This window comes from Pseudomonas alvandae (assembly GCF_019141525.1).
Taxonomy (GTDB): Bacteria; Pseudomonadota; Gammaproteobacteria; order Pseudomonadales; family Pseudomonadaceae; genus Aquipseudomonas; species Aquipseudomonas alvandae.
The window spans coordinates 599328-612329 of sequence record NZ_CP077080.1 but is presented as its reverse complement, the minus strand read 5'-3'; the positions used below and the strand labels follow the sequence as shown (position 1 = coordinate 612329).

Annotated in this window: 14 protein-coding genes and 1 tRNA gene; 14 read left to right on the top strand and 1 reads right to left on the bottom strand. The window is 58.2% G+C overall.

Translation table 11 applies throughout. The features are described from left to right. Positions 1–161: 161 nt before the first annotated feature. The 4 genes from KSS97_RS02700 (at position 162) to KSS97_RS02685 (ending at position 4633) form a co-directional block, all read left to right on the top strand. On the top strand, positions 162–1211 hold the full coding sequence (locus KSS97_RS02700) for a PDDEXK nuclease domain-containing protein (protein ID WP_217861046.1): 1050 nt from the start codon (positions 162–164) through the stop codon (positions 1209–1211). A 98-nt stretch (positions 1212–1309) separates the two neighbouring features. After that, positions 1310–1915 (top strand): biliverdin-producing heme oxygenase, encoded by a 606-nt coding sequence (locus KSS97_RS02695; RefSeq protein WP_217861045.1) that lies wholly within the window; start codon positions 1310–1312, stop codon positions 1913–1915. After that, complete coding sequence (locus KSS97_RS02690) at positions 1912–4146, top strand: ATP-binding protein (protein ID WP_217861044.1); 2235 nt, start codon at positions 1912–1914, stop codon at positions 4144–4146. The genes KSS97_RS02695 and KSS97_RS02690 overlap by 4 nt, the downstream gene beginning before the upstream one ends. 40 nt (positions 4147–4186) lie before the next feature. Continuing rightward, positions 4187–4633, top strand: coding sequence for a hypothetical protein (locus KSS97_RS02685; RefSeq protein WP_030141491.1), 447 nt, complete (start codon positions 4187–4189; stop codon positions 4631–4633). A 9-nt stretch (positions 4634–4642) separates the two neighbouring features. Here the strand turns inward: KSS97_RS02685 and KSS97_RS02680 are convergent, their stop codons facing one another. After that, positions 4643–5092 (bottom strand): carboxypeptidase regulatory-like domain-containing protein, encoded by a 450-nt coding sequence (locus KSS97_RS02680; protein ID WP_217861043.1) that lies wholly within the window; start codon positions 5090–5092, stop codon positions 4643–4645. A 175-nt stretch (positions 5093–5267) separates the two neighbouring features. Between KSS97_RS02680 and vapB the strand changes: the two genes are divergently transcribed. From vapB to KSS97_RS02630, 10 genes are all read left to right on the top strand, one after another. Beyond that, a complete protein-coding gene (gene vapB / locus KSS97_RS02675; protein ID WP_217861042.1) occupies positions 5268–5498 on the top strand; it encodes a type II toxin-antitoxin system VapB family antitoxin in 231 nt (76 codons plus the stop codon). Further along, positions 5498–5914, top strand: coding sequence for a type II toxin-antitoxin system tRNA(fMet)-specific endonuclease VapC (vapC, locus tag KSS97_RS02670; protein WP_030141494.1), 417 nt, complete (start codon positions 5498–5500; stop codon positions 5912–5914). Before vapB ends, vapC begins: the two co-directional genes overlap by 1 nt. A gap of 361 nt (positions 5915–6275) precedes the next feature. Next, the gene (locus tag KSS97_RS02665) at positions 6276–7049 is read left to right on the top strand and encodes an ABC transporter ATP-binding protein (protein ID WP_217861041.1); all 774 of its coding nucleotides are present in this window, start codon (positions 6276–6278) and stop codon (positions 7047–7049) included. Between the two features lie 13 nt (positions 7050–7062). After that, positions 7063–7818, top strand: coding sequence for an ABC transporter substrate-binding protein (locus KSS97_RS02660; RefSeq protein ID WP_030141496.1), 756 nt, complete (start codon positions 7063–7065; stop codon positions 7816–7818). Between the two features lie 79 nt (positions 7819–7897). Further along, the gene (locus KSS97_RS02655; protein ID WP_198797081.1) at positions 7898–8593 is read left to right on the top strand and encodes an ABC transporter permease; all 696 of its coding nucleotides are present in this window, start codon (positions 7898–7900) and stop codon (positions 8591–8593) included. Further along, on the top strand, positions 8590–9279 hold the full coding sequence (locus tag KSS97_RS02650) for an ABC transporter permease (protein WP_030141498.1): 690 nt from the start codon (positions 8590–8592) through the stop codon (positions 9277–9279). Before KSS97_RS02655 ends, KSS97_RS02650 begins: the two co-directional genes overlap by 4 nt. Beyond that, entirely contained in the window at positions 9260–10489 is a 1230-nt protein-coding gene (locus tag KSS97_RS02645; RefSeq protein WP_217861040.1) for a methyltransferase, read from the top strand. Before KSS97_RS02650 ends, KSS97_RS02645 begins: the two co-directional genes overlap by 20 nt. Positions 10490–10910: 421 nt before the next feature. Continuing rightward, positions 10911–10986 (top strand) — tRNA-Thr (locus tag KSS97_RS02640). A gap of 268 nt (positions 10987–11254) precedes the next feature. After that, entirely contained in the window at positions 11255–12244 is a 990-nt protein-coding gene (locus tag KSS97_RS02635; RefSeq protein ID WP_217861039.1) for an Abi family protein, read from the top strand. A 32-nt stretch (positions 12245–12276) separates the two neighbouring features. Further along, positions 12277–12606, top strand: a complete 330-nt coding sequence (locus KSS97_RS02630) for a hypothetical protein (RefSeq protein ID WP_217861032.1) — start codon at positions 12277–12279, stop codon at positions 12604–12606. The last annotated feature ends 396 nt before the right edge of the window (positions 12607–13002 follow it).

Below are 13002 nucleotides of genomic sequence, written 5' to 3'. Positions count from 1 at the left end.
CTTTTCCCACACGCCGGGTTAACCGATCTCAGGTCGCGTCAAAACCGTCCTGCACGAATCCGCGTCTTTTCCACCTAAGCAATCAGCCTCGTCTGGCATCATCGAAACTTGCTTTGAAGCATCCTTCTGGTCCGCCCCCCTCTCAATGGCTGGACACCTCGATGACCTCGTCACTGCCCCAGGAAGACCCGCAGCTCGTCCCCTTGATCAACGAACTCGGCGAGCTGATTCGCCAGGCACGCCAGAAAGTCCTGCGAGCCGTGGATACCCTCCAGGTCCAGACCTGCTGGCAGATCGGCCGGCACATCATCGAATTCGAGCAAGGAGGAGCCGAACGAGCGGTCTACGGAGCAAAGTTGCTGCCGTCTTTGGCGAAGGTGCTGACGGCGCGGTTTGGGAAAGGGTTTGATGAACGCAACCTGCGCCACATGCGGGACTTTTATCAAAAGTTTCCAATTTGGAACGCAGTGCGTACCGAATTGAGCTGGACTCATTACCGGACGCTTCTACGCATAGAACGCGACAGCACCCGCCATTGGTACATGAACGAAACCGCCACCCAAAACTGGTCCACCCGCGCCCTGGAACGCCAGATTGGCACGTTCTATTACGAGCGCCTCCTGGCAAGCCGCGACCGACGTGCGGTGGAGCAGGAAGCAATCACCAATATAGGGAAACTGGATTTTGGCCCCAGGGACATCGTCAGGGATCCGGTGGTGCTGGAATTCCTCGGCCTGCCCAACGCCGGCATGCTTCAGGAAACCGATCTGGAACAAGCCTTGATCGATCAACTGCAGGGCTTTCTTCTGGAGCTTGGCAAAGGTTTCGCCTTCGTTGCCCGTCAACAGCGCATCAGTACCGAAAGCAAGGATTTCTATCTCGACCTGGTTTTCTACAACTACGTGCTCAAGTGCTTTGTCATCGTCGACCTCAAGCGTGGCGAGCTCACCCACCAGGACATTGGCCAGATGGACATGTACGTCCGGCTTTACGATGACCTCAGGCGCGGCCCCGACGACAAACCCACCGTCGGCATCATTCTTTGCGCCCAGAAGGATGAGTCGGTGGTGCGCTATTCCGTACTGCAGGGAAACGAGCAACTGTTTGCCAGCCAGTACCAAACAGTGCTCCCCACCGAAGAAGAACTACGCCAGGCGCTGGATCGCGAAAGGGTGCGATTGGTGCAAGGACCATCGGACGCGGCGACCTGAAAAATCAGAACGATGCTGATGACCGCAGACTCGAAAAACCCATGTAACATTGACGCGTTTTTTTTCAGCAACGCGCCATTCAACGAGCTTCGTCCTGCATGCCACCGGTCACCCCTAACCCTTCGTTGATCCTGGCATTGCGGACTGAAACCGCTGAATTGCATGTTGCCCTGGAGAAACGCCTGCCGTTTTTCTCGCGCCAGCTGAACCTGGATCTGTACCGACGCCTGATGGCGGCCTATTACGGTTTTTATCAGCCATTGGAGCAACGGCTTCAGATGTTGGCGCTGATTCCGAGCGGGCTGGATCAATCCCAGCGCATCAAGCTCCCGGTGTTACGCGCCGACCTCATCGCGCTGGGCATGGACGCTGCCGCTATCGAGGCGCTTCCTGTTTGCCGGGAGCTGCCGCAGATCGATTCCCGGGCAGCCGCCCTTGGCGTTTCCTATGTGCTGGAAGGGGCGACTCTCGGCGGGCAGGTCCTGCGGCGCAGAATGGCCGAGCAGCTCGGTCTTGATGCGTCCAGCGGGGCGGCCTTTCTCAACGTCTATGGCGAACTCACCGGCCGGCGCTGGAAGGATTTCCTGCAGTACCTGGACGACAGGAACCTTGGCGAGGCGCAGACGCTCGAAGTCACACACGCCGCCAAGGCGACCTTTACTTATTTCGAACGCTGGCTGGACAGCCAAAAGGTATTGTCATGACCCCGGAAAACAAGGAAGTCTTCGAAGAACTGCTGGCCAATTGCGCAGACGAACCGATCCGCTTCCCCGGGGCCATCCAGCCTCATGGCGTGTTGTTGATGCTGTCGGAGCCCGACTTCACGATCCGCCAGGTCAGCGCCAACGTATTGCAGTTGATGGGCCACGATCCCCACAGGCTGTTGGGCCAGACGCTGGATGCATTGTTGGGCCTGGAGCAGGCAGAGGCGATCCTCGCTGCCTGTCGCACCGCCCCGGAAAGCGACAGCGCGCCGGTGGCCATCGTCGCAAACCAGCAGCGCTTTGATGCCCTGGTGCACCGCCATCAGGGCGCGCTGATCGTTGAACTGGAACAACACCTGAGCGACTACCGTCCCGAGGGAGTCAGCGGCGAGGCCAACCTGGGCCGCATGCTGCAGCGCCTGCAAAGCGCAAAAACCCTCCAGGCCCTCTACGAAATCAGCGTGCGCGAAATCCAGGCCATGACCGGCTACGACCGCGTGCTGATCTATCGCTTCGAGGAAGAAGGCCACGGCCAAGTCATCGCCGAGGCCAGCGCGCCGTCGATGGAACTCTACAAGGGCTTGTTTTTTCCTGCGTCGGACATTCCGGAACAGGCCCGTGAGCTGTACCGGACCAACTGGCTGCGCATCATCCCCAACGCCGACTATGCGCCGGTACCGCTGGTGCCCGAGCTGCGCCCCGATACCCAGGCGCCACTGGACCTGAGCTTTTCCACCTTGCGCAGCGTCTCGCCGATCCACCGTCAATACATGAAGAACATGGGCGTGCTGTCATCCATGAGCATTTCGCTGATGAAAGGCGAGCGTTTGTGGGGGCTGATCAGTTGCGGTAATCGCCAGCCGCTGCTTGTGCCCCACGAAATGCGCATGGCGTGCCAGACCATCGGCCAGATCCTGTCGCTGCAGATCAGCGCCATGGAAGCCCTTGAGCTGACCCGCCAACGGGACGCCAAGCTCGAAGATCTACAGGCGCTTGCCACCGTCATGGCCGAGTCCAGCGAAAACGTTTTCGACGGTTTGTGCCGCGAACCGCAACGACTGATGAACCTTACAGGCGCCCACGGCGTAGCGATTCTCGAAGACAACAAGCTGCATCGCCACGGCCAATGCCCGGAACCGGAGCAAATCCGCGAGTTACACAAGTGGATCATGGAAACAGGCCAGCCGACCTTCTCCCACCACAACCTGGGCAGCGTTTTCGCACCAGCCAAGGCCTATCAGGATGTGGCAAGCGGCGTACTGGCGATTCATTTGCCCAAGCCCGTGGAAAATGGCGTGCTTTGGTTCCGCCCCGAAGTGAAGCAGACCATCAATTGGAGCGGCGACCCACAAAAACCCCTCGACCTGGAAACCAGCGAGGCCGGTATGCGCCTGCGACCGCGCACGTCATTCGAGATATGGAAAGTCGAGATGGACGGCATCAGCACCAAATGGAGCCACGGGGATCTGTTCGCCGCCAACGACCTGCGTCGCTCGGCCCTGGAAAACGACCTGGCCCGACAAGTGCGCAAGGAGCGCCAGGCGGTGCAAACGCGCGATGACCTGGTGGCCGTCGTCTCCCATGACCTGCGCAGCCCGATGACGGTCATTTCCATGCTCTGCGGCATGATGCAAAAGGCCTTCAGTTCCGACGGTTCCCACAGTTCAAAGCGAATTGCCTCGGCCATCGACACCATGCAACAGGCCACCAGTCGCATGAACGCGTTGCTGGAGGATCTGCTCGACACCTCGCGCATCGACGCCGGGCGCTACACCATCCGTCCCAAGCCAACGGACGTCAGCCAGATATTCGAGGACGCGTGTTCATTGCTCTCGCCGCTGGCCTCCGCCAAGGCCATCGACATCTCTTTCCAGGCCGAACCCAACCTGAAGATCAACGCCGACCCGGAGCGGCTGTTCCAGGTGCTGTCCAATCTCATCGGCAATGCGATCAAATTCACGCCGCAACAAGGTCGCGTGGGCGTCAGCGCAATGTCGGTGGGCAATGAAATCGTGTTCAGCGTTCGCGACACCGGGGAAGGCATCGCGCCAGAACAGCTGCCTCATGTTTTCGATCGCTACTGGACCACCAAGGAAGGCAACCCCAACGGTACCGGGCTGGGGTTGTACATTTCCAAGGGGATTGTCCAGGCGCATGGCGGTAAACTGCATGCCGAAAGCCAGCCAGGCAAGGGCAGCGAATTCCGCTTCACCGTGCCGAAAATCGATTGAGCCGGGCACCGTCCCTTAACGAATTGGAAACCGAAGCCCAATGGCCTCACTGAACAAACAGCAGAAACGCGCCAAGCGTGCCAAAGACAAAGCCAAGCAGATCCGCATGACCGGGCGCAAATCCATCCCGATGTATGGCGATCCGGCTCACGCCACCGCCCAGCCCCCCGTCTACGTGTTGGAGCTGTTTGCCAAGCTGCGCGAAGCCGAGGCCATCAGCCGTAGCGAGATGCTCGACACGTTGCTGGCAAACGTCAGCGAAATGATCATCGAGCGGCCAGGCCTGTTGGACCTGAAGAACGCCGAAAACGAAAGCATGGCCGCCACCAACCTGGCCGCCGACATGCTCGTCGACTACCGCATGTGGGCCGACGACATGGACCGTGAGACAGCACAGCGCTGGCTCAGCACGCCGGAGTTCATCAAGGATTTCAGCGAGGCGCTGGACCGTTATCGCCAATCGATGGAAACATCGGCCAGCGAATAAACCGGCCTGCTATTCACTGCTGTTCCAATGGAACACCAGATTGCGCGCGGCCCCGCTGCCTACCTCGGCGGTGTCGCGACGCTCTTCGCCGTTACGCGTCGCCACCACACTGTACCTGCCCGGTGGCAGTTGCACATACACCAGCGGCCCTGCATCGCTGAGCGTCAGCAATGTCTGTCCCGATGCGCTCTGCACGGTCACGTCCACGTCCGGGACGTACTTGTTCTCCGGGCCGATTGCAAAAGTCATGTGCAGGTTGTAACCCTGGGCCTGCCCGATGGCTCGGGCTTCGTCCTCGCCGATACCGCCGGACAGGTAGGTGATACCGTTCTGCTGCATGGGCTGGACCTGGACGCCCGTGTTGTCGATAGGCGTGAGGTTGGTGGCGTCTAGCGCGAGGGGGAACAGCAGGACGCTGATGGCGATGAATGGCATTACAAAATATTGAATGAGCTTCATGGCGAGAACTCCAGGTCTTGGAAACAACTCACATGAGTCCTTCTTGGAGCATAGCCAGGCGTTAACGTTTAGATCGATTGGGACTAGCGATTAGGACGGATCGCAACAGGTATATCCCGTTGACATATCCCTTGATTCACCTATGCTTCCAATAGATTTATTGAAGGATCTTCAAATGGAACAAACTACCATTTTCATGAGCAACCGCAGCCAAGCGGTCCGGCTACCCAAGGCAGTGGCGATGCCAAGCGACGTCAAACGGGTAGATGTAATCGCCATAGGCAGAGCCCGGATCATCACTCCAGCCGGCGAAGCGTGGGACAGCTGGTTCGATGGCGACAGTGCGACAGCAGACTTTATGGCAGAGCGTGAACAGCCTGCCGATCAGGAGCGTGAGTCTTTCTGATGATCAAGTTCATGCTCGATACCAACATTTGTGTTTTCACCATCAAGAACAAGCCCCAGGTCGTTAGAGAAGCGTTCATTCGTCATCACGGCCAGCTTTGCATCAGCGCCGTCACGCTTATGGAATTGATATACGGTGCAGAAAAATCATCCGCACCAGAGAAAAACCTCAGCGTCATTGAAGGGTTCTGTGCACGACTTGAGGTCTTACCTTTTGGTTATGACGCCGCAGCACACACCGGAATGATCCGGGCGGAATTGGCCAAAATAGGCAAACCAATCGGCCCCTACGACCAAATGATTGCCGGCCACGCCCGTTCCCTCGGGCTGATCGTAGTCACCAATAATCTGAAAGAGTTTGAGAGAGTGCCCGGACTGCGTGTCGAGGATTGGACTCCCTTGGCTTTAAAGCCTTGATACGATCCAGCTCCAACGAGACTCTTGGAAAATCATGGGATGTTCCAATGCGCTCTTGGATAACCTAATAGCGTTCTTGCAGGCGACGCTCATCCGGTTAACCCTTCCCACCCCCGCCCAAAGCTGGCACCATCGCGCCTTTTTTTACGCGACTCCCCGGGCATTTCGCCGGTGTGCATGGTTCAAACAGCCGTTCGGTTGTTGATGGCGCGACAGTCTTCTGTGTCGATGCGACAACCTGCCACACATCATCGGCTTACCGTCCGAAGCGCTGTTGGCTGTCATTCGGACGCATGCTAGCTTGGCCGCCTCGCCAGGAAGGCTGCCAACAACCAGGGAGCACATATCATGAGGACCGCACATGGCCCAGGCCACGCCCGCGCTTGAAATCCGCAACCTGCATAAACGCTACGGCCAGTTGGAGGTGCTCAAAGGCGTCTCGCTGACCGCCCGCGACGGCGACGTGATCTCGATCCTGGGTTCCTCCGGCTCCGGCAAATCCACGCTCCTGCGTTGCATCAACCTGTTGGAAAACCCTAACCAGGGCCAGATTCTCGTGGCAGGTGAAGAGCTCAAGCTCAAGGCTGCGAAAAACGGTGAACTGGTGGCCGCCGACGGCAAGCAGATCAATCGCATGCGCAGCGAGATTGGTTTTGTATTTCAAAACTTTAATCTCTGGCCGCACATGAGCGTGCTCGACAACATCATCGAAGCCCCGCGCCGAGTGCTCGGCCAGAGCAAGGCCGAAGCCATCGAAGTCGCCGAGGCCTTGCTGGCCAAGGTCGGCATCGCCGACAAGCGCCATGCCTACCCGGCCGAACTGTCCGGCGGCCAGCAGCAACGCGCCGCCATCGCCCGCACACTGGCGATGCAGCCCAAAGTGATTCTGTTCGACGAGCCGACTTCCGCCCTTGACCCGGAAATGGTCCAGGAAGTACTTAGTGTGATCCGCGCCCTGGCCGAAGAGGGTCGCACGATGTTGCTGGTGACCCATGAAATGGGTTTCGCCCGTCAGGTCTCCAGCGAAGTCGTGTTCCTGCACCAGGGCCTGGTCGAGGAGCAAGGATCGCCACAGCAGGTCTTCGAGAACCCGCTTTCGGCGCGCTGCAAACAATTCATGTCCAGCAACCGCTAACGGAGCCGTACCTATGCAGACCTACAGGAAATTTTTATTGGCTGCTGCCGCCAGCCTGGTCTTCTCGGCCAGCGCCATGGCGGCCGACAAACTGAAAATGGGCATCGAAGCGGCCTACCCGCCGTTCAACAACAAGGACGCCAGCGGCCAGGTCGTGGGCTTCGACAAAGACATTGGTGACGCGCTGTGCGCCAAGATGAAAGTCGAGTGCGAAGTGGTCACGTCCGACTGGGACGGCATCATTCCGGCCTTGATGGCCAAGAAATTCGATTTCCTGATTTCTTCGCTGTCGGTCAACGATGAACGCAAGCAAGCCGTGGACTTCACCGACCCGTACTACTCCAACAAGCTGCAATTCATCGCACCGAAAAACGTCGAATTCAAAACCGATAAAGAGTCCCTCAAAGGCAAGATCATCGGTGCACAGCGCTCGACCCTCGCCGGCACCTGGCTGGAAGACGAGCTGGGCAGCGATATCACCGTCAAGCTCTATGACACCCAGGAAAACGCCTACCTGGACCTGACGTCCGGCCGCCTCGACGCCATCCTGGCGGACAAATACGTGAACTACGACTGGCTGAAAACCGACGCGGGTCGTGCCTACGAGTTCAAGGGTGACCCGGTGGTGGAGGGCGACAAGATCGCCATCGCCGTGCGCAAGGGTGACAATGAACTGCGCAACAAGCTGAACGCAGCGCTCAAGGAAATCGTTGCCGACGGCACCTATAAAAAGATCAACGACAAGTACTTCCCGTTCAGCATCTATTGATACTGACGTGCCTGGCCGGTGCCCGCTCCTGCGCGGCGCCGGTCCTTAGCCAAGCCTGCCGCGATATGAACAAATACCCATGATGATCGACCTATACGGATTCGGCCCGGCGCTTGCCGCCGGCGCGCTGATGACGGTCAAGTTGGCCCTGTCGGCCCTTTGCCTGGGGCTCGTGCTCGGCCTGCTCGGCGCCTTGGCCAAGACTTCCCCGTACAAGCCGCTGCAATGGCTCGGCGGCACCTATTCGACGCTGGTTCGCGGCATTCCGGAATTGCTCTGGGTGCTGCTGATCTACTTCGGCACCGTCAACCTGATGCGTGCCCTGGGTGAATATTTCGGCAACCCCGACCTTGCCCTCAGCGCCTTCGCCGCCGGCGTCATCGCCCTCGGCCTGTGCTTTGGCGCCTATGCGACTGAGGTGTTTCGCGGTGCGATCCTGGCGATACCCAAGGGGCACCGTGAAGCCGGCGTGGCGTTGGGCCTGTCGAAATGGCGGATCTTTACCCGGTTGATCCTGCCGCAGATGTGGCGCATCGCCCTGCCCGGCCTGGGCAACCTGTTCATGATCCTCATGAAGGACACCGCGCTGGTCTCGGTGATCGGCCTGGAAGAAATCATGCGTCACGCGCAAATCGGCGTGACCATTTCCAAGCAACCGTTCACTTTTTATATGGTCGCCGCGCTTATGTACCTGGGCCTGACGGTGATCGCCATGATCGGCATGCACCTGCTGGAACAACGCGCCGCCCGCGGCTTTGCCAGGAGCAACCAATGAACTGGGAAGTCATCATCAAATGGCTGCCGAAACTGGCCCAGGGCGCCACGCTGACCCTGGAGCTGGTGGCCATCGCCGTGATCGCTGGCTTGCTGCTGGCGATCCCATTGGGCATCGCCCGTTCATCGCGCCTGTGGTACGTGCGGGCATTGCCCTACGCCTACATATTCTTTTTCCGTGGCACGCCGCTGTTGGTCCAGTTGTTCCTGGTCTATTACGGGCTGGCACAGTTCGATGCCGTGCGCAGCAGCGCATTGTGGCCGTACCTGCGGGATCCGTTCTGGTGCACCACGGCCACCATGACCCTGCACACCGCCGCCTACATCGCCGAAATCCTGCGCGGCGCGATCCAGGCCATCCCCCGTGGCGAAATCGAAGCCGCACGAGCCCTGGGCATGTCGCGGCCCAAGGCGCTGCTCTACATCATGCTGCCCCGCGCCGCGCGCATCGGCCTCCCGGCCTACAGCAACGAAGTGATCCTGATGCTCAAGGCCAGTGCCCTGGCAAGTACGGTGACCTTGCTGGAGCTCACCGGCATGGCCCGCACCATCATTGCCCGGACCTACCTGCCGGTAGAAATCTTCTTCGCGGCCGGCATGTTCTACCTGCTGATGTCCTTCGTATTGGTGCAAGGCTTCAAGCAGCTGGAACGCTGGTTGCGCGTCGATGCCTGCCAAGGACGCTGAAGGCGACGTGCTGACGGGCGAGGCATTGCTCGCCCGCTTCACCGCGCTAGACGTTTTTCTCACCGCTCATCAGGCATTGTGGAAACCGCGTCCGTTCACCCATCTGCAACTGCCTTGGGAAACGTCCCATCCGAAATTGGCCCGATGGCTACGCCAGCGCTCGCTGGAAGCTGCGGAAAACGACCATCATCAGCCGGGGTTGATTGAGGGCGCGCCAGCGCCATTCCCGGAGTTGGCCGCTATCTCCCGCACACTGAGCGCGGTCGCACAATTACCAGCCCGTGTATTGGAAGCGCCAAGCCATCGCCTCAATGTCGATGTACCCGGGCGCAAAGGGCAGCAGATCGAAGCGTTCGCCAGCTGCCTGCACTTCACCACCCAACCGACCCATTGGCTCGATTGGTGCGCCGGCAAAGGCCACCTCGGTCGACGTCTACTGCGCGGTGAGCAGCAACTGACCTGCCTGGAATACGACCCAGCCTTGGTCGCCAGCGGCCAACAACTGAGCCAACGCCACCACCTGCCCGCCACACACTTGCAACAGGACGTGTTGGCGGCGGACGCAGACCAGGCGCTTCACTGCGAACACACACCTGTCGCCCTGCATGCTTGCGGCGACCTGCATGTACGCTTGATGCACCTGGCTAGTCGCGCGGGCTGTGCACAACTGGCTATCGCTCCGTGCTGCTACAACCGCATCAGCACCTCGGAATATCAGCCTCTGTCCGACGCCGCCAAAGGCTCTGCCCTACACCTGTCGCTCGATGATCTCAGCCTACCGCTGACCGAAACCGTCACCGCTGGCGCCCGTGTAAGAAAACAGCGGGACCAATCCATGGCCTGGCGCCTGGGCTTCGACCTGCTGCAACGACAAATCAGAGGGCACGACGACTACCTGCCCACCCCCTCCTTGCCCAGCGCCTGGCTGGAAAAATCCTTCGCCCAATACTGCACCGACCTGGCGGCCCTGAAAGACTTATCCACAGTCGGCACGCCTGATTGGACCACTCTGGAAGCAGCCGGCCATCAGCGTTTGGCCGAGGTGCGTAACCTGGAATTGGTGCGAGGCCTTTTCCGTCGGCCGCTGGAGCTTTGGCTGGTATTGGACCGGGCGCTTCTCCTCAATCAGAACGACTACGACGTCCGCCTTGGCACCTTCTGCGAAACACCTCTGACACCGCGCAATCTGCTGTTGCTGGCAGAGCGTTAATGAGGCGAAACAGGCTGTGGATAACTCTGTTGATGAATTAAACCTGGATCCAAGAAAACCGCGATTTCTGAATCGAATCTTAGCTGGTCATTTTTTGTTCACATGGATAAAAAACCATAAAAACAGCAGCTTGCGAACAAACGGGAAAGTGGTCACAAAACCGAAAGATATCCCTCGCAACGTCCTTTCGATTGTGCATAAGCGGTTGAGCAAACCGGCATAAAGGTTGGGTCTGGCGCCTTTTGCGCTCGGGCATCAAGTGCTTTGGCTTGCCTCGATTCAAGCCAGGCAACCGCACGCTACCAAGCCCCTCGCGCCCCGCCCAGCGGCGCCACATCCACCAGAACTGCAGCTCGTCTAAAAATAGTCAGAATTCAGGGGTTTACAGAAACTTCCCAATCGCTATAATCGTCGCCCACACGCCGGTATAGCTCAGTTGGTAGAGCAACTGACTTGTAATCAGTAGGTCCCGGGTTCGACTCCTGGTGCCGGCACCATACAAAACGAAGCCCTCGCAGAAATGTGGGGGCTTTGTTGTTTATGGAAAGATTCAAATCTCCTGAAAGCTGGATGAAGGCCAGCACCGCCTTATCAGCATCGACAGCCAGCGTTGCTCGACCGTCTGCTCGTTACAATTTCACGTCAGTGCAACGTTGACGGTCTCTAACGCGTACCTATAATGCACCCCAACACACCCGCCAAGCCTAGGTTGACCCAGTCAGCAAGCTCAAATCGTGCGGGTTTTTTTTGCCTGGAGAAAATTACATGAGGCCCTTCGACAAACCGGCCCTCAGCGTAGAACAGCAATTGGAACTGCTAAAACAACGAGGCTTGCACATCGCCAACGATGACCGGGCCATGCGTTTTCTCGAAGTGGTCACGCTGTTTCGCCTGAGTCCCTACATGCGCCCCTTTCAAGAGCCAGGCCCCGAACATACTTTCAAGCCCGGCAGCACACTGAAGGCAATCGTCGACATCTACCGCTTCGATGGTTCATTGCGGCGCATCACCATGGATGCTATCGAACGTGTCGAAGTCGCCATACGAGCGACAATCAGCAATCATATGTGCCCGAAGTATGGGCCTGACTGGATAGCTGACGCGTCCGTCTTCTCCTCCTCTTACTCACACCCCGATCTGCTGCGCCCATTGCGGGAGCAAATGAATAAGGAGCGCAGCAAACTCAGACGTGATATCGACCGCATCAGAAAGGGACGACAAGCCGATGGGCTTCAGCAACAGCGGATCGAAAACCGCATGCGTGACAATTATTTCCGATATTACGGTGCAACTTATGCCCACCCTGAGCTGCCACCCGCTTGGGCAGTCCTGGAAGAACTCAGCCTTGGGACGGTCTCCACCCTCTTCAATGCCATAGGCAAAAGCGCCGACAAGAAAGCTATCGCCACCCGGTTCAGCCTGCCCTTCGAAGTATTGGCCTCTTGGCTACATACGTTGACCTTCATTCGCAACTGCTGTGCCCACCACTCACGGTTATGGAACCGAGAGCTCTCGATTCGACCCTCCTTACCTAAAGAGTGGGTCATCCCAATGGCTCCCGCCGACCGGCCTCAGCCCAAACAGCGGCTATACATCGTGTTGACGATGCTGGCCTACCTAACCGACTTGATCAGTCCAGACAGCCAGTGGAAGCTTCGCCTAGCCGAAATCATGGATCAGCAAGAGTTGGAGTATTCGAGACTGATGGGTTTTCCAAATGGCTGGAAAGCTCAGCAGCAATGGGGTCTAGCGTAAGTCTGGCAATGGCGCAGAGAGGAGGAATTGATATGGATATCTCAACCGCACAAAGCATCAAGCTCGCCATTGTGTCGGCAACCGGACTGTCAAAAGACGCGCTGCATATCTATTTGGGCATGGCGGTCTATTTAACGTTGACCGTAGGCACCCGACGATTCAGGCCATACCTTGGCTGGCTGGTTGTTTTTATCATTGCGTGTGCAGGCGAATGGGTAGATCGGCGAGACGATATTGGAAGCTTCGGATACTGGCGCTGGCAGGCAAGCGCTCACGACGTTCTCAACACATTGTTTTGGCCGACGGTGCTAACACTGCTTTGGCTTTTAAAGTACCGCAGTAAAGTAAGCGTACATCCGTAAGACTCTCGCAATCTGCTCTGCCGCGCGGGGCCATCCAAACAGGGCTGCAAAGCCGCTCTGCTTGGATGGACTGGACCTCACTTAAAAAATCTAAAGCCCACGCAACTGTCTGTGGAAAACCACAGGTTTCCATAGGCTGCATAGGGCTTGAAAATCATTGGTAGAGGAAACTGACAAGGGACAGCGTGAGGGCATGATTTTCGGCTTCCTCGGCAGTTGAGCCATGCAGCACAATCACTGGACGGAGCCACCAAGTGGTACCGCAGGCTAAAGAACGCGCGCAGGTGCGGCAGTCGTTTAATGTGCGCCTAGCACATAGACGGGCTCCAACATCGTCCATATTGGGGCTCTTAAGGTTCCTTCGCCTTGCGCCTACGGGCCTTTAGTCTGCCGGCG